This is a genomic window from Mycobacterium sp. IS-1590, assembly GCF_001500025.1.
In the GTDB taxonomy this organism is placed as follows: domain Bacteria; phylum Actinomycetota; class Actinomycetes; order Mycobacteriales; family Mycobacteriaceae; genus Mycobacterium.
The window spans coordinates 133,010-159,888 of record NZ_LQIW01000049.1; the positions used below are offsets into that span (position 1 = coordinate 133,010).

The window sequence follows — 26,879 nt, forward strand, 5'->3', positions numbered from 1 at the left end:
GTGCCCATCCTCGCATCGCCTAGGCTGGCCGCGTGGCTGGCTTCCTGAGTTGGTGGGACGGTGTCGAGCTCTGGCTCACCGGCCTGCCGTTCGTCGCCCAGACCGCGGTGGTGATGCCGGTGGTGCTCGCGCTGGCCTACGGCACCGCCGTGGTGCTCGACGGCGCCCTCGGTAACGGGATCAGGTTGTGGCGCCAGGTTCGCCACGACGAACGGGACGCTGAGCGATGAGCGGCGGGATGCCGCGGTCGCGGGTGACGTTGGTGCTCGTCATCCTGGTGATCCTGGTGCTCGTCATGTGGCTGTTCACTCGTTGACGGCGCCGAAACCCTCACCGGGCAGGTTACGAGAACTCTGTTAGGCTTCCCGCCATGCAAACAGCGTCCGGCAACAAGAGCGGCCATGTTCTGGCCCTCATTGCCGTGAGTTTCAGCGCTGTTGCTGATGTCTGTTGTTGTTGCTGACTCCTCCGCCCGTCCGCGGTTCGGTGTCGGTAACGGCTGTGGGATGACGCCTCGCGCTGATCCATCGCCTTCCCGTCGGGTCGGGTTCCACCGAAGTCCCCCAAGGAAAGGTCCCCGATGGTCAACATCCGCAGAACCTGGCGCACCGCCGCGGCGCTGGCCACCACCGCCACCGTCCTCGCCGCATGCGGTGGCGGCTCGAGCGATGTGGTGGGTGAGGGCGGCGGGAACGGCGCCGAGACAACGCTGACGCTGGTCGCCTATGCCGTGCCCGAACCCGGCTGGAGCAAGGTCATTCCCGCGTTCGCCGCGACGCCGGAGGGTAAGGGTGTCGGTGTGACGACGTCCTATGGCGCCTCGGGCGACCAGTCGCGTGCCGTCGTCGACGGCAAACCCGCCGACATCGTGAACTTCTCCGTCGAGCCCGACATCGCCCGCCTGGTCAAGGCCGACAAGGTCGCCAAGGACTGGAACGCCGACGCCACCAAGGGCATCCCGTTCGGATCCGTCGTCTCCCTCGCGGTGCGCCCGGGCAACCCCAAGAACATCCGCGACTGGCCGGATCTGCTCAAGCCGGGCGTCGAGGTCATCACGCCCAGCCCGCTCAGTTCCGGCTCGGCCAAGTGGAACCTGCTGGCGCCGTACGCGTGGGCCAGCAAGGGTGGCCAGGACCCCCAGGCCGGGCTGGACTACGTCACCGAGTTGGTGACCCAGCACATCAAGTTGCGCCCGGGTTCGGGCCGGGAGGCCACCGACGTGTTCCGGCAGGGCAGCGGCGATGTTCTCCTGGCCTACGAGAACGAGGCGCTGAACTTCGACCTCGAGTATGTGAACCCGCCGGAGACCTTCAAGATCGAGAACCCGGTCGCGGTGGTGACGTCGAGCGGGCATCTGGACAAGGCGAACGCGCTGAAGAACTTCATCTACACCCCCGAGGCGCAGAAGCTGTGGGCCGAGGCCGGCTTCCGGCCCGTCGATCCCGCCGTGCTCGAGCAGTTCAGGGACAAGTTCCCCGCACCCGCCAAGTTGTGGACCACCCAGGATCTCGGCGGCTGGGCGACACTGGATCCCGAGTTGTTCGACAAGGACAACGGCTCCATCACCAAGATCTACACCCAGGCGACCGGATGACCTCTTCTGTGGCAGCCCGGCCCGAGCTCACCGGTGGTGAGCCGGGCCGGGCATCCCGACTCCTCGAGCGTCGTCACGGAACGACGTCGCTGCGGGTGGGGGCCGCGTCGATCTGGTTGAGCCTGATCGTGCTGCTGCCCCTGGCCGCCATCCTGTGGCAGTCGGTGGGGGGCGGTTGGCGGGCGTTCTGGCTTGCGGTCACCTCGAATGCGGCCCTCGAGTCGTTCAAGGTGACGCTGACCGTGTCGTTCGGGGTGACGGCGGTCAACCTGGTGTTCGGGCTGCTGGTGGCCTGGGTGCTGACACGCGACGAATTCGTCGGCAAGCGGCTGATCGACTCGGTGATCGACCTGCCGTTCGCGTTGCCGACGATCGTCGCCAGCCTGGTCATGCTGGCGCTCTACGGCCCCGCCAGCCCGGTCGGGCTGCACCTGCAGCACACCAAGTGGGGCATCGGGGTGGCGCTGCTGTTCGTCACCCTGCCGTTCGTGGTGCGCTCGGTGCAACCGGTGCTGTTGGAGCTGGACCGCGAGATCGAGGAAGCCGCGGCATCGTTGGGCGCCAGCAACTGGGTCATCTTCACCCGGGTGATGCTGCCGGCGCTCCTGCCGTCGCTGCTGTCAGGCGCCGGTCTGGCGTTCTCCCGCGCGATCGGCGAGTTCGGTTCGGTGGTGCTGATCGGCGGTGCCGTGCCCGGTGAGACCGAAGTGTCTTCGCAGTGGATCCGCACCCTGATCGAGAACGACGACCGCACCGGCGCCGCGGCGATCTCGATCGTGCTGCTGGCCATCTCGTTCGTCGTGCTGTTCATCCTGCGCGCGATCGGCTCGCGCGCGGCCCGGCGGGACGCATTGGCGCCATGATCCTTTCGCCCCCGGTCAAACACCTGCTGCGCTATCTCGCGCTGGCCTACATCGTCATCCTGGTCCTCGTGCCGGTGGGGCTGATCCTGTGGCGCACTTTCTCGCCGGGCGTCGGAGCCTTCATCGGATCGATCAGCACCCCCGCGGCGATCTCGGCGCTGAACCTCTCGTTGCTGGTGGTCGCCATCGTGGTGCCGCTCAATGTGCTGTTCGGGGTGCCGACGGCACTGGTGCTGGCGCGCAACAAGTTTCGGGGCAAGAGTGCCCTACAGGCCGTCATCGATCTGCCGTTCGCGGTGTCGCCGGTGGTGGTCGGCGTCGCGCTGATCCTGCTGTGGGGTTCGGCAGGGCTGTTCGGCTTCGTGGAGAACAACCTCGGATTCAAGATCATTTTCGGGCTTCCCGGCATCGTGCTGGCCAGCATCTTCGTCACCGTGCCGTTCGTGATCCGGGAGGTCGAACCGGTGCTGCACGAGATCGGCACCGATCAGGAGGAGGCCGCGGCCACCTTGGGCTCGCAATGGTGGCAGACGTTCTGGCGGGTCACGTTGCCGTCGATCCGGTGGGGTCTGACCTACGGCGTCGTGCTGACGATCGCGCGCACCCTCGGCGAATACGGCGCGGTGCTGATGGTGTCGTCGAACCTGCCGGGAAGCTCACAGACGCTCACGCTGTTGGTGTCGGACCGTTACACCCGCGGTGCCGAGTACGGCGCCTATGCGGTGTCGACGCTGCTGATGGCGGTCGCGGTGGTGGTGTTGGTCGCGCAGGTGTTGCTTGACGCGCGGCGCGTCCGGACAGGCAAGTAGGGGTAGGGAGAACACAGATGACGAACGCGATCGTCGTGCGCGGCGCGAACAAGCACTATGGTGACTTCGCCGCGTTGGACAACGTCGACTTCGAGGTGCCGTCCGGCTCGTTGACCGCGCTGCTGGGGCCCAGCGGTTCGGGTAAGTCGACGCTGCTGCGGGCCATCGCGGGCCTGGACCAGCCCGATACCGGAACCATTACGATCAACGGCCGCGACGTCACCGACGTGCCGCCGCAGCGCCGCGGCATCGGGTTCGTCTTCCAGCACTATGCCGCGTTCAAGCATCTGACGGTGCGCGACAACGTGGCGTTCGGCCTGAAGATCCGCAAGCGGCCCAAGGCCGAGATCAAGGAGAAGGTCGACAATCTGTTGGAAGTGGTGGGGCTGGCCGGTTTCCAGACCCGCTACCCGAACCAGCTCTCCGGCGGTCAGCGTCAGCGCATGGCCCTGGCCCGCGCGCTCGCGGTCGACCCGCAGGTGTTGTTGCTCGACGAACCGTTCGGGGCGCTGGACGCCAAAGTCCGCGAGGACCTTCGCGCCTGGTTGCGCAGGCTTCACGAAGAGGTGCACGTCACCACGGTGCTGGTCACGCACGATCAGTCCGAGGCGCTCGACGTCGCCGACCGGATCGCGGTGCTGAACAAGGGACGCATCGAACAGATCGGTTCTCCCGAACAGGTTTACGACTCGCCCGCCAACGCGTTTGTGATGTCGTTCCTCGGTGCGGTGTCCTCGCTTAACGGTTCGCTGGTCCGTCCGCATGACATCCGCGTCGGCCGCAACCCGGACATGGCGATCGCCACCAGTGACGAGTCGGTGCAGTCCACTGGGGTGGTTCGTGCGGTCATCGATCGAATCGTGATGCTGGGCTTCGAAGTTCGGGTCGAGTTGCACAGTGCGACCGATCAGACGCCGTTCACCGCGCAGATCACCCGGGGCGACGCCGAGGCGCTCGGCCTGAAGGAGGGTGACACGGTCTACGTTCGTGCCACGCGGGTGCCTCCGTTGCCGGGCGGTACCAATGTTCCGCCGGCTGACAGGGCTGACGCCGAGGCACTGACGACGCCCTGACTGCCGGCCCAAGATGGGGCAATTGCCCCATTACGCGAGGCGCAAATGCTGGTTCAGTTGCTCGCATGAACACCTCGAGCACCCAGGTCGATCCGGACAAATTGATGCAGTTCGTGTTCCGAGCGGTCGAGGAGGCCGGGGCGGCACTGAACTGCGCCCTCGTCGTCATGGGGGACCGCCTCGGGTACTACCGGTCGCTCGTTGAGCACGGGCCGAGCACCCCCGCTGAGTTGGCCGAGCGCACCGGCACCGACGAGCATTACGCCAGGGAGTGGCTCAACGCTCAAACCGCCGGAGGCTTCGTCGATTACGACCCGACGACCGAGCGCTACCGGATGCCGCCCGAGCAGGCTGTGGCGCTCACCGACGAGACCAGCCCGGCGTTCGTGGGCGGTCTCTTCCAGATCGCCCATGGCACCGCATCAGATGCTGGACGCATCATCGAGGCGGCCCGCTCGGGCGTCGGCGTCGCGTGGGGAGATCACAATTCCGACGTCCACGTCGGGTGCGAGCGGTTCTTCCGCCCGACCTACGCCGCACATCTGGTCGACGACTGGATCCCGGCGCTGGACGGCGTCATGGACAAGCTCGTACGCGGCGCGCGCGTCGCCGACGTCGGTTGTGGACACGGGGCGTCGACGCTTCTGATGGGCCAAGCCTTTCCCGCCTCGACGTTCGTCGGCGTGGACGGCCATGCCGAGTCCATCGACGTGGCGCGTGAGCGAAACCTGACACCGGCAACGGTCAGCTTCCAGATCGCGACCGCGGACGCGTTCGGGGGTGGACCGTACGACCTGGTGACCATGTTCGACTGTTTGCACGACATGGGCGATCCGATCGGCGCCGCGCGACACGTCCGGGAGGTCATCGTCGACGACGGAACCTGGATGGTGGTCGAGCCGGCCGCCGGTGACCGGGTGGAAGACAACCTCAACCCGATCGGGCGCGCGTACTACGGCTTTTCCACACTGCTGTGCACACCGTCGTCGCTGGCGCAACCGATCGGTATGGCGCTGGGCACCCAGGCCGGCCCGGCCCGCATTCGAGACGTCGTGAGAGCGGCCGGGTTCAGCCGGTTCCGGCTGGCCGCGCAGACGCCGTTCAACAACGTGTTCGAGGTCAGGTGCTGAGGTTCGATCAGGCGGCGACCGTGGCGCGCGCGGTGATCGCGTCGTAGCGGTCCATCACCGTCGCGGCGACGAGGTTGTGCGATCCGAGCGGTTCGGCCATCGCAACGCCGTGCGCCGCAGCGTATCCGGCGACACGATCGGTGATCCGCCCGTGCGCCAGGAACCACGGCGCGATGACCAGGCGTTGGGCGCCGCGGGCGCGCAGGCGCTCGGCGGTCTCCGGGATATTCGCATAGGGTCCGGTGGCGAACGCGACTTCGGCTCCCGCCCAACGCGTTCCAGAGCGCAGGGCCTGTGCCACCGTAGCGGTGCGCGCGTTCGCGGCGGGATGTGATGAACCGACCGCGACGACGAGGACGCCGAGGCCGTCGTCGTCGGGGGAGGCCCCGAGCTCGGCGAGCCGCTGGCGCAGCACGGTCAACAGCGCCGGATCCTCGCCGAGCACCTCGGCGCGATCGACCACCGCACCGGACTGCTCGACGATCGAGGGGATGTCGACCCGCGCGTGAAATGCGCAGGCGAGCAGGAACGGTACGACCACGGCCGGGGTGTGCAGACCGCTCAGGGTGTCGAGCAGGCCGGGGCCGTTCTGTTCCAGGAACGCAGGACGCACGTCGAGCCAGGGCCGCAGCCGCCGGATCCGGCCTGCCACCGCATGCGTCACCGCCGCCGAACGCGGGTCGGCGCTGCCGTGCGCGGTCAGCACGAGGGTCACGATGAACTCACGAGGCGTGCAGTCCGCATTCGATCTTGCCGGTGCCTGCCCAGCGGCCGCTGCGCGGATCGGCGCCTTCGACGGGCTTGGCCGTGCACGGGGCGCAGCCGATCGACGGATACCCCTCGTAGACGAGCGGATTGACGAGCACGCCGTTGGTGTCGATGTAGGTCTGCATGTCCTCGTCGGTCCACGCCGCCAACGGGTTGATCTTCACCAGCCCGAAAGCCTTGTCCCAACTGATCAATGGCGCGTTGGCGCGCGTGGGCGCCTCGACTCTGCGGATACCCGTCACCCAGGCCGAGTAGCCGCGCAGCGCCGCCGAAAGCGGCTCGACCTTGCGCATCCGGCAGCACTCGTTGGGCTCACGGGCGAACAGGTTCTTGCCGAACAACTCGTCCTGTTCGGCCACGCTCTTCTCGGCGGTGACGTTGACGATGTTGACGTCGTAGACCGCCTCGACGGCGTCGCGGGTGCCGATGGTCTCGACGAAGTGGTATCCGGTGTCCAGGAACAGGATGTCGACGCCGGGCCGCACCTTGGCGGCCAGATCGATGAGCACCGCGTCCTGCATGTTCGACGCCACGACGTAATTGCCGCCGAAATTCTCGTCGGTCCAGCGCAGCAGGTCGTGCGCGCTCGCACCCTCGAGTTCGGCGGCACCGCGCTCGGCCAGTGCCTGCAGTTCGGTCCCGTTCATCAAATCCGTCACCGCAAATCCGCCTCGTCTGCTCGAATGGCCCACGTAGCGAAACGCTCGCCCTGCTCTCGTTGTTTCACGAAATTGCGAACGACCCTGTCGATGTAGTCCCCGAGTTCGGTGGCCAGCACCTTGTGCTGACGCAGCTTGCGCCCGAAGCCGCTGTCCAGACCCAGGCTGCCGCCCAGGTGCACCTGGAAACCCTCGACCGAGTTGCCGTCACCGTCGTCGACCATCTGGCCCTTGAACCCGATGTCGGCGACCTGGATGCGCGCGCACGAGTTCGGGCAGCCGTTGATGTTCACCGTGATCGGTACGTCGAGTTGCGCGTTGAGGTCCTCGAGCCGCTTCTCCAGCTCCGGAACCAACACCTGCGCGCGGGTCCTGGTCTCGGTGAACGACAACTTGCAGAACTCGATACCGGTGCAGGCCATCAGGTTCTTGCGCCAGTGCGACGGCTCCGGCGGAAGCCCCAGCGCCTCGAGGCCCGCGGACAGCTCGGCGAGCTTGTCGTCGGGCACGTCGAGGATGATCAGTTTCTGGTAGGGGGTGAACCGGATCCGGTCCGAACCCGCTGCCTCGGCGAGATCGGCCACCTTGGTCAAGATGGTGCCCGAGACCCGGCCCGCGATCGGCGCGACGCCGACGGCGTTGAGCCCGTTCTTCAGTTTCTGGACGCCGACGTGGTCGATCGGGTGCTTGACCGGTTCCGGCGCGGGCCCGTCGATCAGCTTGCGACCCAGGTACTCCTGTTCGAGAACTTCACGGAATTTTTCTACGCCCCAGTCCTTGATCAGGAACTTCAGCCGGGCCTTGGAGCGCAGCCTTCGATACCCGTAGTCGCGGAACACCGCGGTGACCGCCTCCCAGACGTCGGGCACCTCATCGAGCGGAACCCACGCCCCGAGCCGCTGCGCCAGCATCGGGTTGGTCGACAGGCCGCCACCGACCCACAGATCGAGCCCCGGGCCGTGCTCGGGATGGTTGACGCCGATGAAGGAGATGTCGTTGACCTCGTGGGCCACATCCTGCAGACCGGAGATCGCGGTCTTGTACTTGCGCGGCAGGTTCGAGTACTCGGGGTTGCCGATGTAGCGCCGCGCGATCTCGTCGAGCGCGGGCGTCGGGTCAAGAACCTCCTCGAGCGATTCGCCGGCCAGCGGCGAGCCCAGCATTCCGCGCGGGCAGTCGCCGCACGCCTCGGTGGTCTGCAGACCGTGCGCGGCCAACCGCTCCCAGATCTCGGGCACGTTCTCGACCTCGAGCCAGTGGTACTGCAGGTTCATCCGATCGGAGATGTCGGCGGTGTCGCGGGCGAAGTCGATTGAGATCTGGCCGAGCGTGCGCAGTGCGGCAGCCGACAACGCCTTACCGTCGCAGCGCACCCGCATCATGAAGTACTTGGCCTCGAGCAGATCGGCGTTCTCGTCACCGGTCCAGGTGCCGTCGTAGCCCTGTTCACGCTGGGTGTACAAGCCCATCCAGCGGAACCGGCCGCGCAGGTCCTGCTTGTCGATGCCGTCGAAACCGGTCTTGGAGTAGATGTCGATGATGCGGGCGCGCACATTGAGCGCGTCGTCGTCCTTCTTGAACTGCTCGTTGGCGTTGAGCGGCTCGCGGTAACCGAGCGCCCACTGCCCTTCGGCACGGGTCTTCTTGGGAGGCTTCGGCTTGGATTCCGCGGTGGTCATGGGGTGGCTCCTTGGTGGAGCCGGCGTTCGAATCGCGCGTGGTCACCGGTGGCTGTCCGGCGGCGCAGATCCGGCGGCCAGCTGTACGTACGAGGGTGGGCTGGGGACCTAGATCAAGCGCAAGGCAGACAACAACAGGTACACACGCGCTTGAAGTCGACGTGCCGACGCGCCACCAGCGATACACGCTTGGGGAAAATGCGGGCGGCAGTCACGTCGCCAATTGTGCCACGAACCCCCGCACAGCCCTAACCGGGGGAGATTTGGGCTCATCATGAGCAGAACCTCGCCGAGAACGTGGCCACGTGTCGGAAGTGCGAGGGCACGCCCGCCCGAGTGCAATCTCGCCGCAGGCGGACAATCGTTGACATGACCCGAACCGCAGCGCCCGGACACGCCGCCTCCGCGGCGGTGCTGCCTGCGATGACCCCCGCGCAGGGGCGGCGGTTCGGCGTCTACGTCCATGTGCCGTTCTGCGCCACCCGCTGCGGCTACTGCGACTTCAACACCTACACGCCCGGCGAGCTGGGCGGCGTCAACCCGGACGGCTGGTTGGCGGCGCTGCGGACCGAGCTGGCTCACGCCGCGACGCACCTGGGCCGCATCCCCGAGGTCGACACCGTGTTCGTCGGCGGCGGCACCCCGTCGCTGCTGGGCGGGCCCGGCCTGGCCGCCGTCCTCGACGCGGTGCGTGCGCACTTCCCGCTGGCGGCGGGGGCCGAGGTCACCACCGAAGCCAACCCGGAGTCGACGTCGCCGCCGCTGTTCGACCAGCTCCTGGCGGCCGGGTACACCCGGGTGTCGCTGGGCATGCAGTCGTCGGCCGCGCACGTGTTGGCGACGCTGGACCGGAAACACTCGCCGGGCCGGGCGCTCGCCGCGGCGAGGGAGGCCCGTGCGGCCGGATTCGACCACGTCAACCTCGACCTGATCTACGGCACGCCGGGGGAGTCCGACGACGACCTGCTGCGTTCGGTCGACACCGTCGTCGAGGCGGGCGTCGATCACGTGTCGGCCTACGCCCTGGTCATCGAGGACGGCACCGCGATGGCCCGGCGGGTGCGGCGCGGCGAGCTCGTACCGACCGACGACGACGTGCTGGCGCGCCGCTACGAGCTGCTCGACGCGCGCCTGGCTACTGCCGGTTTCACCTGGTACGAGGTCTCGAACTGGAGCAGGCCGGGCGGTGAGTGCCTGCACAACATCGGCTACTGGAACGGCGGCCAGTGGTGGGGTGCGGGACCGGGCGCGCACGGGTTCGTCGATGCGGTGCGCTGGTGGAACGTCAAGCATCCGAGCGCGTATGCCCGGACGCTGGCCGATGGTCGACTGCCGGTGGCCGATCACGAGCACCTCGACCAAGCCACCCTGCACATCGAGGACGTGATGCTGCGGGTGCGGCTGCGCGACGGGTTGCCGACGAGCGTGCTGAGTGCACCCGAACGGGAGCGCGCCGCCGTCGCGGTCGCCGACGGGCTGTTGCGCCGGGCCGGTGAGCGTCTGGTGCTCACCGATCGCGGCCGGCTGCTGGCCGACGCGGTGGTCCGCGACCTGCTCGACTGATCGCCGATCGTTGATCAACGCGAGGTTCGGGGGCGAATTTCGCGCGGTAAATCAACGTTCGCGGGGGCTTTGGTGAACGATTGTCGGGTGGATGTCGTTGTGATCAGCGATGACGACTGCGGTGGATGAGCGATGACTCCTGACCCCGCGCAGGCCGAGTTGCTGCGCGCGATCCATGACGAACACAGCCAGGCGCTGCTGCGATACGTTCTGCGGCTGACACGCGGCGACATGCCGTTCGCCGAGGACGTGGTGCAGGAAGCGCTGCTTCGGCTATGGCGCAAACCCGAGATCCTGCAACAGCCGGGCGACGCCGCGCGGGCATGGCTGTTCGTCGTCGCACGCAACCTCGTCATCGACGACCGGCGCAGCGCGCGCTTCAGCCGGGAACTGCAGACCGATGACCTTCCCGAACGGCCCTCGCTCGACGCGATCGGGCCCGCGGTCGACAAGTGGGTGCTGGCCGATGCGCTGAAATCGTTGAGCGCCGCGCACCGCACCGCGATCGTGCGCGCCTACTATTTCGGGCAAACTGTCGCTGACATCGCCGAGCACGAGCGGATCGCACCGGGCACCGTCAAGTCCAGGCTCCATTACGCGTTGCGGGCGTTGCGAATGGCGCTGCAGGAAAGGGGGGTGGTCCAATGAGCGACAAGTTCGATCGGACACCCGTCACCGACCTCGCCGAATGGGATGCCGCCTACGTGCTCGGCGCGTTGAGCCCGGAGGATCGCCGTGCCTACGAGGACTACCTGGCCGCGAACCCGGCGCGCGCCGCCGAGTTGGACGACCTGGCCGAGATGCCCGCGATGCTGGCCGCGCTCAGCCGTGAGGAGGCCGCGGCGCTGATCGATGCGGACGAGGGGTCCGCTGTCGATCACCCCGCTGACGTCGCCTCGCTGGCGCAGGCCGCCGCCAAACGGCAACGGCGCTCCCGGCGCTCGATCCTGGCGGCGACCGTCGCGGTGGCCGCGGCCCTGGCGGTCCTCGGCGGCGTCGTGGGCGCCACGGTCTTCCCCCGCACCTCGTCGGTGCAGACGGTGGCGATGGAGCCGATGCAGCCCGGCCAGCGTCAGGGCCTGACCGCGCAGCTGGCGGTGACCGAGAAGAAGTGGGGCACCGAGCTCAATTGGGCCTGCGAGTACACCAAGGACTGGGCCCGCGACGTCGACAGCTACGACATCGTGGTGACCACGCGCGACGGCGTCCAGACGGCCGTGGGTTCGTGGCGTCCGGCGGGGGACGAGGCGACCGGGTTGTCCGCGGCGACGAGCATCCCCACCGCGGAGATCGCCAGCATCGACATCCGGGTGTCGGGCAGCGACGAACCGCTCGCCGTCCGCACCTTGTGACGGTTCGGGTTCGGCGGCCCTGACGTCGGGGATTGACGTCGCGGCAAGCTGATTCGAACGTGATCGGCGCCACGTCGATCAGCCCTGCGTAGGTTCCACAAATGAGCGCAGTTATGCGAGTATGGCCGCCATGGCGTGTGGCTTCTTAGGCAAGGCTATCCAGGCTTCGGGACTCGGCTGACGTGACCGATAACGCCCCATCCGACGAATCCGTACGCCCCGACGCGGTCGCGATCATCGGGATCGGTTGCCGCGTGGCCGGTGCGATCGGCACCCCGGAACAGTTCTGGAACTTCCTTCTCGACGGCGGCAGCGACGTCCGCGAGATTCCGGCCGAGCGCTGGGAGCCGTATCTTCAGCGCGATCCCCGCAACGCCGCGGTGCTCAAGGACGTCACGCGGTGGGGAACGTTCCTCGATGACCTGGCCGGATTCGACGCGGAGTTCTTCGGCGTCTCGCCGCGCGAAGCGGAGCTGATGGACCCCCAGCAGCGGCTGGCGCTCGAGGTGAGTTGGGAGGCGCTCGAACACGCGGGCGTTCCGCCGAAGTCGTTGGCGGGCAGCGATACCGCGGTGCTCATGGGCGTGAACTCTGACGACTACGGCAAGCTGATCATGGAGGATCTGCCGGGTATCGAAGCGTGGACCGGCATCGGCACGTCGCTGTGCGGCATCGCCAACCGCGTCTCGCACCTGCTCGACCTGCGCGGCCCCAGCGTCGCCCTGGACGCGGCGTGCGCGGCCTCGCTGGTCGCGGTGCACCAGGCATGCCAGATGCTCAATGCCGGTGAGACGTCGCTGGCGCTGGCCGGCGGGGTCAGCGCGTTGATCGGACCGGGTCTGACCCGGGTGCTCGACGTGGCGGGCGCGACCGCGCCCGACGGCAGGTGCAAGACCTTCGACGCTTCGGCCGACGGCTACGGGCGCGGCGAAGGTGCCGGCGTGGTGGTGCTCAAGCGGCTGGCCGACGCACTGCGCGACGGCGACCACGTGTACGCGGTCGTGCGGGGCGGCGCGGTGGCGCAGGACGGGCGCACCGTCGGCATCATGTCGCCCAACGGCGACGCGCAGGCCGACATGTTCCGGCGCGCATGCCGATTCGCCGGCATCGCACCCGCGAGCGTCGGCTTCGTCGAGGCGCACGGCACCGGCACACCCTCCGGTGACCCCACCGAGGTCGGGGCGCTCGCGTCGGTCTACGGCGCTGATCGGCCCGCCGATGCGCCGTGCCGAATCGGGTCGGTGAAGCCCAACGTGGGCCACCTCGAAGGCGGTGCCGGAGTGGTGGGACTCATCAAGGCCGCGCTGGCGCTACATCATCGGACCATCCCGCCGACGGCGGGCCTCACCTCGTTGACTCCGGCCATCGACTGGGCCAACAGCGGGCTGCGGGTCCCGACGCGGGTCGAGCCCTGGGACAGTTCCGACGGTGCGCCGCGGCGGGCCGCGGTGTGCAGTTACGGCTACGGCGGAACCATCGCCCATGTGCTCCTCGAGGAGGCGCCTGCCGCGCAACGGTCCGAGAAACGCTCACCGGCCCAACAACTTCCGGCGATCATTCCCGTCTCGGCGCGCAATGTCGCGCGGTTACGCACGCAGGCGGGCGCGCTCGCCGATCACCTGCGCGATCACCCAACGCCCATCGAGGACGTCGCGACGGCGCTGTGGACGCGGCGCTCGCACGAACCGGCCAGGGCCGCCGTCGTGGCCGACGACACCGACGGTGCGGCCGCCGCGTTGACGGCACTGGCCGAAGACGTCCCCGACCCCTCCGTGGTGACGGGCACGGTGCTGCCGGCCGCGGCCAACGGCGCGGTCTGGGTGTTCTCCGGCCACGGCTCGCACTGGGCCGGTATGGGGGGCGAACTGCTCACGGCGGCACCGGAATTCGCCGCGGTGATCGACGCGATCGACCCGGTGTTCACCGCGGAGCTGGGGTTCTCGGCGCGCCAGGCGCTGACCACCGGCGAGCTGGGCGGGACCGACCAGGTGCAGGCGCTGACGTTCGCGATGCAGGTGGGTCTGGCCGCGATGCTGCGGGCGCGCGGCGTTGCCCCGGCCGCGGTGATCGGACACTCGGTCGGCGAGGTCGCGGCATGTGTCATCGCAGGGGTTTTCGATCTCACCGTCGGCGCCGCGGTGGCGTGTTACCGCGCCCGCGGCTTCCGGTCGGTGATGGGCAAGGGTGCGATGGCGCTCGTGCGGCTCCCGTTCGCCGAGGCCGAGCGCCGGCTGGCCGGGCGGACCGACGTGGTGGCGGCGATCAGCGCGTCGCTGGAGTCGACGGTGATATCCGGCACGATCGCTGCGGTCGACGACGTCTGCCGGGAGTGGACCGAGCAAGGCTTCATGGTCCGCCGCGTCAATACCGACGTCGCCTTCCACAGCCCCGCCATGGACGCGCTGACCGATGAGCTCGGACGCCTCACCGCTTCGCTGCCGCCGTCACGCACACCCGAGGTTGCGCTCTACACAACGGCATTGGCCGATCCCCGCTCGGCGGCGCCACGCGATCAGCGCTACTGGGTGGCCAACCTGCGCGACCGGGTGCGGTTCGCCGAAGCCGTTTCGGCGGCCATCGAGGACGGACAACGGCTGTTCCTCGAGGTGTCGGCACATCCGGTGGTGGCGCACTCGATCGTCGAGACGCTCACCACAGCCGGTGCCGACCAACACGCCGTCGTCCCGCTGTTACGTCGTGATCGCCCGCAGATGCATTCGGTGGCAACGGCGGTCGCGGCGCTGCACTGCCACGGTGCACCGGTCGAGCACCGGCGGTCGTCGGCGTCCTGGGCGGCCGATCTGCCGGTGACGCAGTGGCAGCACCGCCGCTTCTGGCGCACTCCCACTCCTCCGCCCGGCGGGCGGGGTGTGCACGACGTCGACTCCCACACCCTGCTCGGCGGTCGCATCGAGGTGACCGGCGCGGTGGCTTCCAAGATGTGGCAGACGCGCGTGGATCTGGACTCCCGTCCCTACCCGGGTGACCATCCGGTGAAGGGCACCGAGATCGTGCCCGCCGCCGTCATCATCAACACCTTCCTCGGCGCGGCCGACGAGCTGGACACGCGCTGTGACCGCGCCGGCCGGGACCTCGTCGACGTCCGGTTGCGCACCCCGGTGGCGCCGGGACGCGCACGCGACGTCCAGGTGGTGCTGCAGGACCGCGGGCTGACGCTGGCCACGCGGCTCGTCGACGACGACGAGGACGCCGTCGACGGCGGCTGGTTGACCCACAGCAGTGCGGTGGTCGCGGCCGACGACGACATCGAGGATCTGCTCGGAGAGGTGCTCGACGAGTCGTCCGTTCGCGACGGCTGCCGTGATCCGTTGCCGCCGAATCACATCGTGGACACGCTCGCGACACTGGGTGTGGCCGCGATGGGATTCGACTGGGAGATTTTCGACCTGCACGGCGGCGAGGGCGAACTGCTCGCCAGGGTCGCCGCACGCGGCGACCGTACACCGCCGGACACCTGGGCTCCGTTGCTGGACGCGGCTACCTCGGCGGCCTCCACCGTGTTCGACGGGCCGCCGCGCCTGCGGATGCCCGCCCACGTCGACCGCGTGCAGGTACACGGCCGGCCTCCCGCCGTGGCGCTGCTGCATGTTCGGCGCAGGCCCGGTACCACCACGACCGATGTGCTGCTCGCCGAAGAGTCCGGCAAGGTCCTCGCGTCACTGACGGGCATGTCGTTCGAGCAACTCGAAAACCCCTCCGGCAGCGACGTTTCCCGGATGCTGCACCGGCTCTCGTGGCACTCGGTGCCGTGGCAGGCCGACAGCCGGCCCAGGGCGGTCGCGATCGTCGGCGGAGACGCCGCCACGCACGAGTTCGTGACGCGGCACCTGTCGGCCGTCGAGGTGCCCTACACGCACTATGACGATGCGACCGAGATCGCCTCTGCGGCAGAGTTGTTCGACCGCGACACCATCGTGCTGGTGCTACCGAGCGGGCACGACACAGCGCAGCAGTCGGTCGGTGTGGTGACGCAGACGCTTCGTGTGCTGCTCGACCACGGGGCCAAGGCGCGGATGTGGGTGCTCACGCAGGGCGTGTACGAGGGCGCGAACGTGGTGCACGCGCCGCTGTGGGGTCTGGCCAGGGTCGCGGCCGCCGAACACCCGAAGATCTTCGGCGGGGTGATCGACGTGGCGACTGCCGAGCTCCCCGTCGGCGTCCTCTCCTCGGTGCAGGGCCATCCGGTCGTGGTGTTCCGTGACGGTGCGGCCGCCTCGGCGCGACTGTCGGCGGCGGGCCGGGGGACGGCAGCGCCGATGCAGTGCTCGGCCGGTGGCACCTATGTCATCACCGGCGGAACCGGTGCGCTGGGTTTGCGAATGGCGCAGCGTCTTGCCGACATCGGTGCGCGGCGACTGGTGTTGCTGTCCCGCAGCGGCATGCCTGATCGTTCCGAGTGGCAACCGGATTCGGACCTGGTCCACACGGTCACCGCGCTCGAGGAGCGAGGTGTGTCCGTGCGCGTGGCGGCGTTGGACATCGCCGCGCCAGGGGCGGCCGACGAACTGCGCAGCGTGCTGCGCGATCTGCCCCCGGTGCGCGGCGTGATCCACGCCGCCGGCGTCGAGGCGGGTGCGCTGCTGGTCAACACCACGCCCGAGGACTTCACCGCGGCGATGCGTCCCAAGGTCGACGGGACGCTGACCCTTCACGAGGTGTTCCCGCCCGAACAGCTGGACTGGCTGGTGTTGTTCTCGTCGTGCGGTTACCTCGCGGGCTTCCCGGGCCAGGGGGCCTACGCGTGCGCGAACTCGTTCCTCGACGGAATGGCGCGCCACCGGCGCGCTCTCGGAGACCGCACCGTCAGCGTCGCCTGGACGGCGTGGCGGGGCCTCGGCATGGGCTCGACGTCGGGCTTCGTGGCGGCCCAACTGGACGCACTCGGCATGGACACCGTCGGGGCCGACGAGGCGATGCGGGCACTCGACCTGGCGATGCGCCACGACGATCCGAATATCGTTGTGCTACCGCTTCTTCCGGCTGCAGCTTCGGTACCGATGCTGGCCGACGTGGCGCCGACGGAACTCGACGCTCCCGAGGGCGGGGACACACCCGAGGTGAGCCTGGTGGACGCCGACCCCGAACGCGTGGCCCAGGTCGTCACCGCCGCCGTAGCCGCACAGCTGGGCGTGGCCGAGGCCGACGTCGACACCGGTTTGCCGCTGGTGGAGGTCGGTGTGGACTCGATCATGACGGTCGGGCTGCTCAAGCAACTGGAGAAGCAGACCGGGTTGTCGTTGCCGCCGACACTTCTGTGGGAGTACCCGACGGCGGCGGCGGTCTCCGAACGCCTCGTCGAGCTGCTCGACGCATCGGAGTGTGCGGAGACGGTGGAGGTGTCCTGAACCCCGCCGAGACTGAAGTTTTGCTCGAGCAGTCGCCGAGTCTTGCTGCAGATCTTCAGCTTCGGCGGTCGACGGCGCTCACGACGTCAACTGCGCGACCACCTTCTTCTTGTCGACCTTGCCGACCGCGGTCTTGGGCAGCGTGGGCAGCGGCACCAGCACGTCGGGCCTGCAGTGCGCCGACACACCCCGCTCGTCGAGGAACTGGTTGAGCTCGGCCAGGGTGATCGGGGCGCCCTTGAACACGACAGCGGCGCATATCTTCTCGCCGAGGAACTCGTCGGGCAGCGCCACCGCCGCCGCGGTGTAGACCGCCGGGTGGGCGAACAGATGCTCTTCGAGGTCCGACGCCGACACCGTCTCACCGCCGCGGTGGATGACGTCCTTGATGCGTCCGGTCACCTCGACGTAGCCGGCGCGTGGACCGTCGGCGAATATCCGCACGCGGTCACCGCTGCGGTAGAAGCCGTCCGGGGTGAACGAACGCGCGTTGGCCTCGTCGGCGCGGTAATAGCCGTTGAGCGTGTAGGGGCCGCGCACGAGCAGCTCGCCCTCCTCACCGGGCGCCACCTCCGCGCCGGACTCGTCGACGACGCGCATCTCGTCGTGCGGCGACATCGGCCTGCCCTGGGTGTTGACCACGACGTCGACGGGATCGCCGGGTCGGGTGAAGTTCAACATGCCCTCGGCCATGCCGAAGATCTGCTGCAGCCCCGGCGTGAGCCCGGACAGGATGTACTCGGCCTCCTGCGGTGTCATGCGCGAACCGCCGACCTGGACGAGCCGCAGCCCCGTCGGCAGCACCGGCTCCCATTCGCACGCCTGGGTCCACACCTTGGCCAGCGCGTTGACCAACGCGGTCACCGTGACGTTGTGCCGATCGATCAGCGCGAACGCGGCCTCAGGGCTCGGGTCGGTGGTGAACACCGATGTCGCGCCGACGGTCATCGACCCCAGGATTCCCGGGCACGCCAGCGGGAAGTTGTGTCCGGCGGGCAACACCACGAGGTAGACGTCGTCGCCGGTGAGACGGCACTCCCGCGCACTGGCCCTGGCGGTGTAGAGGTAGTCGTTGTGGGTCCGGGCGATGAGCTTCGGCAGACCCGTGGTGCCACCGGACACCAGAAGAAGGGCCGGCGCATCGGGGTCGACGGGCGGCAGTTCGGGCAGTGGACCGTCGAAATCGGCCAGCGCAGACCAGGATTGGAACCACCCCGGGTCTCCGTGGACGAACACGTGCTGCAGCGCGGGATTGTCTCGGACGAGCTCCTCGGCGAGCTCGCGGTAGTCGAAGCCGCCGACCGAATCGGGCACGATCAGGCCCACCGCACCGCTGACCGCGGCGAAATGGTTCAGCTCCGCGGACCTGTGTCCCGGCAGGCACATCACCGGCACGACACCCGCCCGCAGCACACCGAACAGCGCCACCGCGAACTCGCAGGTGTTCGGGAGCTGCAGCAGCATGCGGTCGCCGGGGGCGACGCCGCGGTCGGCCAGCGCCGCCGCGATCCGGTCGGCACGGGCATCGAGTTCGGCGAACGTGTAGCTGACGTGCTCGTCGATCACCGCGGTCCGATCGGGCCACGTCGCAACCGCATCGGTCAGGATCGATTCGAGGGGTTCGTCGGTCCAGTAGCCCGCGCGACGGTACTCGTCGGCGCGGTCTGCGGGGAAGGGTGCGAAACCCGTCCAGAGGTCGCCGAGCCCGCCACCGTGAAGCGGCTGATCTTTGTGTGGGCGCTGCTCGAAACCGGTGCTCATAAAGGATGCGACCCCTTGGGGTAGGTGTGTTGGGTACGTCGCGTATAAGGTAGCGTGCCCCGCGTTAGTTAGGGCAGCCTGTACTAATCTGGAGGGCACGTCGTGGGTGTGGGTGAGACTGGTTCGTCGACAGAGCGAACGACCGATCGCACCGTCCGCGAGGAGGTTGCCGAGCTGCTCGGGGTGAGCCCCGACGAGGTCGACCCGCACGCCGACCTGATCGCCTCGGGACTCGACTCGATCCGCATGATGTCGCTGTCCGGTCGGTGGCGCAAGCAGGGCATGGACATCAACTTCGCCGCTCTCGCGGAGAACCCGACCGTCTCGGCGTGGTCGGCGCTGGTCGCCGAGCGGTCCGGTGGCGGCGAAGCCGAGCCGCCAGCCCACACCGCGCCGGCCGGCGACGAGAGCGAACCCTTCCCACTGGCGCCCATGCAGCACGCGATGTGGTTGGGCCGCAACGACGATCAGCAACTCGGCGGGGTGGCCGCGCACCTGTACGTCGAGTTCGACGGCGCCGGCGTCGACCCCGAGCAGTTGCGGCTGGCGGCCACGAAACTCGTTGCACGCCACCCGATGTTGCGTGTCGAGATCCTTCCAGACGGTACCCAGCGGATCGGTGACCGCGGCCTGCCCGTGACGGTCTACGACCTGCGCGATCTGGACGCCGACGCCGCCGAGCAGCGACTCGAGTCCATCCGGCACGAGAAATCGCACCAGATCCTCGACGGCGACGTGCTCGAGTTGAGTTTGTCGCTGTGTCCCGACGGCCGCACCCGGCTGCACGTCGACATGGACATGAACGCCGCCGACGCGGTGAGCTACCGCAAGTTCATGGCCGACCTCGCGGTGTTCTACCGCGGTGGCGAGCTTCCCGACCTGGGATACACCTACCGGGAGTACCGCGCCGCGCTATCCGCGTCCGATCCGGGCCCCTCCGACGAGGATGTGCGGTGGTGGGCCGAGCGCATCCCCGAACTTCCCGAATCGCCTGCGCTGCCGCTGATCCCGCCAGCCGAACAGGACGACCCCCGGCGCAGCGTCCGGCTGTGGCACATCTTCGACGTCGCGACCCGCGACGCCTTGTTCGCCGCCGCGCACCGCCGTGGCATCACGCCCGCGATGGCGGTCGGGGCGTCGTATGCCAATGCCCTGGCACGCTGGTCGAGCGGTTCGCGGTTCCTGCTGAACCTGCCGATGTTCGGCCGTGAACCGTTCCATCCCGACGTCGAGAAGCTCGTGGGCTGCTTCACCTCGTCGTTGATGCTCGACATCGACCTCACCGAAGCCCGAACGCCCGCGCAGCGGGCGCGCGCCGTGCAGGAGACCCTGCACCACACCGCGCGGCACTCGAGATACTCGGGCCTGTCGGTGTTGCGCGACCTCGGACGCCACCGCGGTCACCAGGTGCTGGCACCGATCGTCTACACCAGCGCACTGGGGCTCGGCGATCTCTTCGCCGGCGAGGTCACCGACCAGTTCGGGGCTCCGGTGTGGACGATTTCGCAAGGCCCGCAGGTGCTCATCGATGCGCAGGCGACCCCGCTCGCCGACGGTCTGATGATCAACTGGGATGTGCGGGTCGACGCGTTCCGGCCCGGCGTTGCCGACGCGATGTTCGCCTACCACCTCGCCGAGCTGACCCGGCTCGCAACCGACGACGCCGCCTGGGACGCTCCGGATCCGTCGGCGGTACCCGAGACGCAGCGAGCCGTGCGGCGGGCGGTCAACAGCACCACGGCGCCGCCGAGCGGCGAAGCGATTCACGACGGATTCTTCAACCGGGCGCTCGCCGACCCCGACGCCACCGCGGTGTTCAGCCCCGACGGCGACCTGACCTACACCGAACTTCGCGACCGCGCCCTGGGGGTGTCGGCGACGTTGCGCGACAACGGTGTTCGCCCCGGTGACCTCGTCGCGCTGATCGGGCCCAAGTGCGCCGAGCAGATCCCCGCCGTGCTCGGCATCCTCGCCGCGGGCGCCGCCTATCTCCCGATCGGCGCAGACCAGCCCGCCGAGCGGACCGCGCGGATTCTCGAGTCGAGCGCGGTGGCCGCGGTGCTGGTGTGCGGCGGTGCGAAGACGAACCACACCGGCGTACCTGTCATCACCGTCGCCGATGCGATCACCCGCGCCAGCTCCGACGTGCAGCCCGCCCGGACCGACCCCAACTCGCTTGCCTACGTGCTGTTCACGTCGGGTTCAACCGGTGAACCCAAGGGAGTGGAGCTCACCCATGACGCGGTGATGAACACCGTCGAGTTCGTCTCCGACCATTTCGGGCTGCACCGGGGTGATCGCAGCCTGGCGCTGGCCTCGCTGGAAGCCGACATGTCGGTGCTCGAGATTTTCGCGCTGCTGCGCGCGGGGGGCGCGGTCGTGGTGGTCGACGAGGATCAGCGCCGCGATCCGGACACCTGGGCGCGGTTGATCCAGCAGCACGGCGTGACGTTCCTCAACTGGATGCCCGGATGGCTCGACATGCTGCTCGAGGCCGGCGGCGACCGGCTGACCAGCTTACGGGTGGTGCTGCTCGGCGGCGACTGGGTACGGCCAGAACTGATTCGGGCCCTGCGCAACTCGGCCCCCAACGTCCGCGCCGCCGGCGTGGGCGGCGCAACCGAGACGGCCGTGCACGGAACGATCTGCGAGGTCGACGATCCGCCCGCGCACTGGACATCGGTGCCCTACGGCATCCCCTTCCCGAACAACGCCTGCCGGGTGGTGGCCGCCGACGGTTCGGACTGCCCCGACTGGGTTCCCGGCGAACTGTGGTTCACCGGCCGCGGCATCGCCCGCGGATACCGCGGGCGCCCGGACCTGACCGCCGAGAAGTTCGTCGAGTACGAGGGCCGAACCTGGTACCGCACCGGCGATCTCGTCCGCTACCTTCCCGACGGGACGCTGGAGTTCGTCGGCCGTGTCGACCATCGAGTCAAGATCAGCGGGTACCGTATCGAACTCGGCGAGGTCGAGGCCGCCCTCAAGCGGGTCGCCGGAATCGACGCCGCGGTGGCGGCCGTGCTCCCCGGTGAGCGCGATGTGCTCGCGGCGTTGGTGCGCACCGACGATCCCACGGTCGACGCGCGGACGGTCACCGCGGCCTTGACCGATCTCCTTCCCGCCCACATGATTCCGAAGATCATTGCGGTGGCTGATCACATCCCGTTCACCGTCAACGGCAAAATCGACCGCAAGGCCGTGGCACGCCTGCTGGCCGACGTGGACCCACCCGCCGCACAGGAGTATCGGGCGCCGGCCACGCCGTTGGAGTCCGCATTGGTGGCGATCGTCGAAGACGTGCTCGACGTCGGCGACGACGTCCGCGTGGGTGTCGACGACGACTTCTTCTCCCTCGGAGGGGATTCCGTGATGGCCACCCAGGTGATCGCCCGGGTGCGCGACTGGCTGGACACCCCGACGGTCTTGGTCACCGACATGTTCGCCGCCCGGTGCGTCGCCAAACTCGCCGAACGACTTCTGCGCCGCGAACCCGACGCCCAGCGACTCAACGCCGTCGCCGAGGTGTACTTGGAGGTCGCGCAGATGGACAGCGCCGAAGTGCTGTCCGAACTCGAATCGTCAGCCTAGGGAGCTGGCCAGCCGACGCCACTGCTCGCGCGGGAACGCCCGCGGATCGGCGGTCAGCACCTGCACACAGACGTGGTCGGCACCGGCGTCGAGGTGCTGCTGGACCCGGTTCAGCACGGTCTGTTCGTCGCCCCAGGCGATGATCGCGTCGAACAACCGGTCGCTCACCGTCTCCACGTCCTCCTCGGTGAACCCCGTCCGCAGCAGGTTGTTGCGGTAGTTCGGCAGCGCCAGATACGAACGCAGCCAATCGGTCCCGACCGAACGCGCCTCGTCGCGGTCGGTGGTGAGCAGCACGGTCTGCTCGGGCAGCAGCAGCGGGCCCTCGCCCAGATGCTCGCGGGCGTAGCGCGTGTGGTCGGGGGTGACGAGGTAGGGGTGCGCTCCGCCCGCGCGGGTCGCGGCCAGTTCCAGCATCTTCGGGCCCAGGGCCGCGAGCACCCGGTTGGCGAGCGGAACCGGCTGCGGGGTCGCATCGATGGCTTCCAGGTACTTGCGGGTCGCTGCCAGCGGCTTGCGGTAGAGCCCCGGTTCCTTCGAATCGATCAGCGGCGCGTGGCTGACCCCGATGCCCAGCAGGAAGCGCTCGCCGTGGCTCTCGGTCAACGCCGCGTAGCGCGCCGCCACGTCGGCGGGCTCGTGCATCCAGAGGTTCAGGATGCCCGTGGCGATCACCACCCGTTTGGTCGCCGAGAGCAGGTGCTCCACCGAATCGAGGACCGGCCCGCCGACGTCGGGGATCCACAGTGCGGTGAACCCGAGCTCCTCCAATTCCGCGGCCGCCTCGGCCGCTTGACCCTGATCGCCGTAGCGCAGCTGCGAACTCCAGATACCGACGCCTGCCAGGTCCATGAACGATCCCTTCAAAAGCTGTGAGCTCGTAACCGACTCCTTCACGTTACGTAGCGACCGGCGCCTCTCGTGCGACCGGTAGGGTTAGGCGACCCTTACCCACCGCTAGACCTGGAGGGTGCATGACCGCTGTGCAACCCGCGCCCGCCATCGAGACGGGCACTCCCGAAACCGCGGCCGACGCGGCCAAGCGGGCAGCCACCTACGACAAGCTCGCGCTGCAGCAGCTGCTCGCCCCCACCCGAGCCCGCTCGTCGCGGGCACAGCGGTACCAACTGCTGGCCTCGGCGGCGACGATCGTGCCGTTCATCGGCATCGTGGAAATCGGCCGTGCACTGCTCGCCGACGGACCGCCGGACACCACCAGGCTCTGGACCGTCGTCGCCATCGTGGTCGTCGCGCTGCTCGTGCGCACGCTTGCCGGCGGTGCCGCCCTCACGATCACCCACCTCGCCGACGTGGATCTGCAACGGTCATTGCGGCTGCGGATCGTCGACAAGCTGGGCCGGTTGCCGTTGGGCTGGTTCGGTGACAAGTCGTCGGGCGAGGTGAACAAGGCCGTCCAGAACGACGTCGGCGAATTACATTTCCTCGTCGCCCATTCGGCCGTAGAGAACACCGGAGCGCTGGCCACCCCGCTTTTCGGGCTCATCTACTGCTTCTACCTCGACTGGCGGCTGGGCCTGCTGGCAATGGCCACCGTCCCGTTCTACATCGGCATCTACCTCGCGCTGGGGCGCGACTCCCGAACCCAGATGGAACGGCTCGACCGGGGGGTCGAACGCATCAGCGCCACCATCGTCGAGTTCATCGCCGGCGTGTCGGTGGTCAAGACGTTCGGCCAGGCCGGCAAGGCGCACAAGCGCTTCGCCGACGCCGCCGACGAATTCAACGAGAGCTTCGCGGGATGGATCGGACCCTTGGTCCGGGTCAAGGCCGTGTCGTCGGTCTTCATCGACACCCCGGTGCTGCTGCTGGCCAACCTGGCAGGCGGGTACTGGTTCGTGCGCAGCGGCTGGGTCAGCCCGATCGAGGTGCTGGGCTCGGCGCTGGTCGCGGTGACCATCCCGGCGGCGGTTCTGACCGTCGGCTACTCCACCCACATCAAACGCCAGGCCGCGGCGGCCGCCGGACGCCTGCAGCGTCTGCTGGACACACCCGTCCTCCCCGTTGCGCGTGAACCCCAGGTACCGCAGGACAATTCGATCCGATTCGAGGACGTCCGATTCTCCTACGACGGCGAGAACACCGTCCTGCACGACGTGTCGCTCGCCCTCCCGGCCGGGACCATCACCGCGCTCGTCGGACCGTCGGGCAGCGGTAAGTCGACGCTGGCCACCCTTGTGCCGCGCTTTCATGACGTCACCGCGGGCGCGGTGCGCGTCGGCGGTGTCGACGTCCGCGACATTGCGCCTGCCGAGCTGTACCGGCACGTCGGGTTCGTGCTGCAGGACGTGCAACTCCTCGGCATCAGCGTGGCCGACAACATCCGTCTCGGCCGCGCCGACGCCACCGACGACGACGTGATCGCCGCAGCCAAGGCCGCCCGTATTCACGACCGAATCCTGCAGCTGCCAAGGGGTTACGACTCCGTCATCGACGAGGACGCGCACTTCTCCGGCGGCGAGGCTCAGCGCGTCAGCATCGCACGCGCCGTGCTGGCCGATACACCGATCCTGGTGCTCGACGAGGCGACCGCGTTCGCCGACCCCGATTCGGAGGCCCAGATCCAAGAGGCGTTGTCGCGGCTCATCGTCGGGCGCACCGTGCTGGTCATCGCGCACCGGCTGGGCTCGATCGTCGCCGCCGACACTGTGGTGGTGCTGGATCAGGGGCGCGTCGTCGAACAAGGCAGGCATGACGAACTTCTCGCCGCCGGCGGCCGGTACGCGCGCATGTGGCAGTCGTACACGGCAGACCACGCACGGGAATGGGAGGTGGCCCGATGATCCGGGGCTTTCTGCAGATCCTCGGCCCACAGCGGGGCCGGATGTTCAGCTTCCTGACGGTGGTGACCGTCTACGGCATCCTGCACGGCCTGGTGATGCTGCTTCTGGTGCCGGTGACCGTGACGCTGTTCGACGGCGACTACGCCGCCACCGGCCGCTGGTTGGGGCTGATGGCTATCACCGTGTTGGTCGCGTCGGTGCTCAGCTACGTCCAAGCCAAACTGGCGATCCGCATGGCGCTGACCACGATGCGGCTGCTGCACCACCGGCTCGGTGACCACATGGTGACCCTGCCCCTGGGGTGGTTCAGCCGCGAGACCGTCGGCAAGGTGTCCCAAATCGCCGTCAAGGGAACGGTTTTCGTCGGCACCAGCGGCGGTAACCTGGTCACGCCGCTGGTGGTCAACACCGTCAGCGCGTTGACTGTGGTGGTCGGGCTGTTCTACTTCGACTGGCGGATCGGGCTGGTCGCGCTGGTCGGCGGTGCGCTGCTGGTGGTCTGCGGTCGGTTCGCGTCACGGCTGATCGCGGGTGCCGAGGTGCGCACCCACGATGCGGCGATCGAGGTCAACAACCGGGTGATCGAGTTCGCGCGGTACCAGCCCGTGCTGCGGGCCTTCGGACGCACCGGAGCCGACTACACGCCTCTGGGCGACGCGCTGCAGACCCAACACCGCGCCGGGCGCGCCGCCCTGTGGCAGTCGGTCACCGGGCTGCTGCTGAACGGCGTTGCGGTGCAGGCGGTTTTCTCGGCGCTGATCGCGGCGGGTGTGTGGATCGCGGTGCACGGCGACATCAATCCCGTCACGCTCGTGGCGATCCTCGCGCTCGCCGCCCGGTTCGCCTCACCGCTGTCGCAACTGGCCGAACTGGGGTCCGCGGTCAGGCTGGCGACCGCGGAGCTCAAGCGCATCACCTCGATCCTGGACACCCCGTCCCTGGCGGAGCCGGCCACAGCAAGTGCTCTTGCGGCGCCCGGACGAGTCGAGCTCGACCGCGTCGCGTTCGGCTACTCGGGCCGCAAGGTGCTCACGGACGTGAGTTTCGTCGCCGAACCGGGCAGCATGACCGCACTCGTCGGTCCGTCCGGCTCGGGTAAGTCGACGATCACCAAGCTGATCGCGCGGTTCTACGACGTCGACGGCGGCGTGGTCCGGGTGGGGGGCGTGGATGTGCGCGACCAGCTGACCGCGGACCTGATGTCGCAACTGTCGCTGGTCTTCCAGGACGTGTACCTGTTCGACGACACATTGTGGGAGAACATCCGCATCGGTCGGCCCGACGCCGACGACGCCGCCATCGTGGAGGCGGCTCGAACGGCTGGCCTGTTGTCGGTCGTGGACCGCCTGCCCGACGGCTGGCAGACCCGGGTGGGCGAAGGCGGTTCGGCACTCTCGGGTGGCGAGCGGCAGCGGGTGTCGATCGCGCGGGCGCTGGTCAAGAACGCGCCCATCGTGCTGTTCGACGAGGCGACCAGCGCGCTGGACCCCGAGAACGAACATCATGTCGCCGAGTCGATCCGGACGCTGGCACGACACAGCACGGTCATCGTGATCGCACACAAGCTGTCCACGGTCACCGCCGCCGACAACATCGTGGTGCTCTCCGCTGACGGCACCGTCGAGGACCAGGGCAGCCACTCCGAGCTGATGGCGCGCGGCGGCCAGTACGCACAGTTCTGGAACCAACGCGTCGCCGCCAGCGGATGGGTGATGGCCGCCGCGGACGGGTAGCCGCGTTCGCGCACGTCAGGCCTGGTACAGCTAGGCGAAGTGCCGAACGAGACAGCACCGGAATGCCCCTGAGCGCAGGGGCGACGTAGGCGTGCCCGGGCGGTGAAGGATAGGGTAACCTCACTTCCGATTTAGGA

At 68.6% G+C, this 26,879-nt stretch carries 20 protein-coding genes; 14 read left to right on the forward strand and 6 right to left on the reverse strand.

What is annotated here, in order from left to right; genetic code table 11:
* Positions 1–32: 32 nt before the first annotated feature.
* From AU197_RS23025 to AU197_RS23050, 7 genes are all read left to right on the forward strand, one after another.
* Entirely contained in the window at positions 33–230 is a 198-nt protein-coding gene (locus AU197_RS23025; protein ID WP_064405786.1) for a hypothetical protein, read from the forward strand.
* Between the two features lie 140 nt (positions 231–370).
* A complete protein-coding gene (locus AU197_RS26850; RefSeq protein ID WP_353612094.1) occupies positions 371–463 on the forward strand; it encodes an Ms4533A family Cys-rich leader peptide in 93 nt (30 codons plus the stop codon).
* A gap of 117 nt (positions 464–580) precedes the next feature.
* Positions 581–1,594, forward strand: coding sequence for an extracellular solute-binding protein (locus tag AU197_RS23030; RefSeq protein WP_064405788.1), 1,014 nt, complete (start codon positions 581–583; stop codon positions 1,592–1,594).
* Positions 1,591–2,457 carry a sulfate ABC transporter permease subunit CysT gene (gene cysT, locus AU197_RS23035; RefSeq protein WP_064405790.1) on the forward strand — a complete coding sequence of 289 codons (867 nt, stop codon included), beginning with the start codon at positions 1,591–1,593 and terminating at the stop codon, positions 2,455–2,457. The genes AU197_RS23030 and cysT overlap by 4 nt, the downstream gene beginning before the upstream one ends.
* A complete protein-coding gene (gene cysW / locus AU197_RS23040; RefSeq protein WP_064405792.1) occupies positions 2,454–3,266 on the forward strand; it encodes a sulfate ABC transporter permease subunit CysW in 813 nt (270 codons plus the stop codon). Before cysT ends, cysW begins: the two co-directional genes overlap by 4 nt.
* A 17-nt stretch (positions 3,267–3,283) precedes the next feature.
* Complete coding sequence (locus AU197_RS23045) at positions 3,284–4,339, forward strand: sulfate/molybdate ABC transporter ATP-binding protein (protein WP_064405793.1); 1,056 nt, start codon at positions 3,284–3,286, stop codon at positions 4,337–4,339.
* Between the two features lie 65 nt (positions 4,340–4,404).
* Complete coding sequence (locus tag AU197_RS23050) at positions 4,405–5,469, forward strand: class I SAM-dependent methyltransferase (protein WP_064405795.1); 1,065 nt, start codon at positions 4,405–4,407, stop codon at positions 5,467–5,469.
* A gap of 7 nt (positions 5,470–5,476) precedes the next feature.
* Here the strand turns inward: AU197_RS23050 and AU197_RS23055 are convergent, their stop codons facing one another.
* From AU197_RS23055 to AU197_RS26855, 4 genes are all read right to left on the reverse strand, one after another.
* Entirely contained in the window at positions 5,477–6,184 is a 708-nt protein-coding gene (locus tag AU197_RS23055) for a sirohydrochlorin chelatase (RefSeq protein ID WP_064405797.1), read from the reverse strand.
* Between the two features lie 7 nt (positions 6,185–6,191).
* Entirely contained in the window at positions 6,192–6,884 is a 693-nt protein-coding gene (locus AU197_RS23060) for a phosphoadenylyl-sulfate reductase (RefSeq protein ID WP_197415637.1), read from the reverse strand.
* Between the two features lie 8 nt (positions 6,885–6,892).
* Entirely contained in the window at positions 6,893–8,575 is a 1,683-nt protein-coding gene (locus AU197_RS23065) for a nitrite/sulfite reductase (RefSeq protein WP_064405800.1), read from the reverse strand.
* Positions 8,576–8,688: 113 nt separating this feature from the next.
* Entirely contained in the window at positions 8,689–8,790 is a 102-nt protein-coding gene (locus tag AU197_RS26855) for an Ms4527A family Cys-rich leader peptide (protein WP_353612135.1), read from the reverse strand.
* Between the two features lie 154 nt (positions 8,791–8,944).
* Between AU197_RS26855 and hemW the strand changes: the two genes are divergently transcribed.
* The 4 genes from hemW to AU197_RS23085 all read left to right on the forward strand — a co-directional run bounded on the left by hemW (position 8,945) and on the right by AU197_RS23085 (position 16,856).
* A complete protein-coding gene (gene hemW, locus AU197_RS23070) occupies positions 8,945–10,138 on the forward strand; it encodes a radical SAM family heme chaperone HemW (RefSeq protein ID WP_064405802.1) in 1,194 nt (397 codons plus the stop codon).
* Positions 10,139–10,270: 132 nt separating this feature from the next.
* Complete coding sequence (locus AU197_RS23075; RefSeq protein ID WP_064405804.1) at positions 10,271–10,786, forward strand: sigma-70 family RNA polymerase sigma factor; 516 nt, start codon at positions 10,271–10,273, stop codon at positions 10,784–10,786.
* On the forward strand, positions 10,783–11,490 hold the full coding sequence (locus AU197_RS23080; protein ID WP_064405805.1) for an anti-sigma factor family protein: 708 nt from the start codon (positions 10,783–10,785) through the stop codon (positions 11,488–11,490). Before AU197_RS23075 ends, AU197_RS23080 begins: the two co-directional genes overlap by 4 nt.
* A 182-nt stretch (positions 11,491–11,672) precedes the next feature.
* The gene (locus AU197_RS23085; RefSeq protein WP_064405808.1) at positions 11,673–16,856 is read left to right on the forward strand and encodes a type I polyketide synthase; all 5,184 of its coding nucleotides are present in this window, start codon (positions 11,673–11,675) and stop codon (positions 16,854–16,856) included.
* Between the two features lie 78 nt (positions 16,857–16,934).
* Here the strand turns inward: AU197_RS23085 and AU197_RS23090 are convergent, their stop codons facing one another.
* On the reverse strand, positions 16,935–18,617 hold the full coding sequence (locus AU197_RS23090; protein ID WP_064405809.1) for a (2,3-dihydroxybenzoyl)adenylate synthase: 1,683 nt from the start codon (positions 18,615–18,617) through the stop codon (positions 16,935–16,937).
* Positions 18,618–18,719: 102 nt separating this feature from the next.
* Between AU197_RS23090 and AU197_RS23095 the strand changes: the two genes are divergently transcribed.
* The gene (locus AU197_RS23095; protein ID WP_064405811.1) at positions 18,720–22,208 is read left to right on the forward strand and encodes a non-ribosomal peptide synthetase; all 3,489 of its coding nucleotides are present in this window, start codon (positions 18,720–18,722) and stop codon (positions 22,206–22,208) included.
* On the opposite strand, the gene AU197_RS23100 is transcribed toward AU197_RS23095, so the two are convergent.
* On the reverse strand, positions 22,200–23,060 hold the full coding sequence (locus tag AU197_RS23100; RefSeq protein ID WP_064405813.1) for an LLM class F420-dependent oxidoreductase: 861 nt from the start codon (positions 23,058–23,060) through the stop codon (positions 22,200–22,202). The two genes, AU197_RS23095 and AU197_RS23100, sit on opposite strands and share 9 nt — an antisense overlap.
* Positions 23,061–23,182: 122 nt before the next feature.
* Between AU197_RS23100 and AU197_RS23105 the strand changes: the two genes are divergently transcribed.
* Both AU197_RS23105 and AU197_RS23110 read left to right on the forward strand, forming a co-directional pair.
* Positions 23,183–25,009: an ABC transporter ATP-binding protein gene (locus AU197_RS23105; RefSeq protein WP_064405815.1), complete on the forward strand. Its 1,827-nt coding sequence runs from the start codon at positions 23,183–23,185 to the stop codon at positions 25,007–25,009.
* A complete protein-coding gene (locus tag AU197_RS23110) occupies positions 25,006–26,742 on the forward strand; it encodes an ABC transporter ATP-binding protein (protein WP_064405996.1) in 1,737 nt (578 codons plus the stop codon). Before AU197_RS23105 ends, AU197_RS23110 begins: the two co-directional genes overlap by 4 nt.
* The last annotated feature ends 137 nt before the right edge of the window (positions 26,743–26,879 follow it).

Bases quoted from the DNA above. Each gene is read 5' to 3' on its own strand.
- cysW (WP_064405792.1), top strand. From the start codon at position 2,454: ATGATCCTTTCGCCCCCGGTCAAACACCTGCTGCGCTATCTCGCGCTG.
- AU197_RS23075 (WP_064405804.1), top strand. From the start codon at position 10,271: ATGACTCCTGACCCCGCGCAGGCCGAGTTGCTGCGCGCGATCCATGAC.
- AU197_RS23060 (WP_197415637.1), bottom strand. From the start codon at position 6,884: ATGAACGGGACCGAACTGCAGGCACTGGCCGAGCGCGGTGCCGCCGAA.
- AU197_RS23110 (WP_064405996.1), top strand. From the start codon at position 25,006: ATGATCCGGGGCTTTCTGCAGATCCTCGGCCCACAGCGGGGCCGGATG.
- cysT (WP_064405790.1), top strand. From the start codon at position 1,591: ATGACCTCTTCTGTGGCAGCCCGGCCCGAGCTCACCGGTGGTGAGCCG.
- AU197_RS23030 (WP_064405788.1), top strand. From the start codon at position 581: ATGGTCAACATCCGCAGAACCTGGCGCACCGCCGCGGCGCTGGCCACC.
- AU197_RS23090 (WP_064405809.1), bottom strand. From the start codon at position 18,617: ATGAGCACCGGTTTCGAGCAGCGCCCACACAAAGATCAGCCGCTTCAC.
- AU197_RS23100 (WP_064405813.1), bottom strand. From the start codon at position 23,060: ATGGACCTGGCAGGCGTCGGTATCTGGAGTTCGCAGCTGCGCTACGGC.
- hemW (WP_064405802.1), top strand. From the start codon at position 8,945: ATGACCCGAACCGCAGCGCCCGGACACGCCGCCTCCGCGGCGGTGCTG.
- AU197_RS23105 (WP_064405815.1), top strand. From the start codon at position 23,183: ATGACCGCTGTGCAACCCGCGCCCGCCATCGAGACGGGCACTCCCGAA.
- AU197_RS23050 (WP_064405795.1), top strand. From the start codon at position 4,405: ATGAACACCTCGAGCACCCAGGTCGATCCGGACAAATTGATGCAGTTC.
- AU197_RS23065 (WP_064405800.1), bottom strand. From the start codon at position 8,575: ATGACCACCGCGGAATCCAAGCCGAAGCCTCCCAAGAAGACCCGTGCC.
- AU197_RS23045 (WP_064405793.1), top strand. From the start codon at position 3,284: ATGACGAACGCGATCGTCGTGCGCGGCGCGAACAAGCACTATGGTGAC.
- AU197_RS26850 (WP_353612094.1), top strand. From the start codon at position 371: ATGCAAACAGCGTCCGGCAACAAGAGCGGCCATGTTCTGGCCCTCATT.
- AU197_RS23080 (WP_064405805.1), top strand. From the start codon at position 10,783: ATGAGCGACAAGTTCGATCGGACACCCGTCACCGACCTCGCCGAATGG.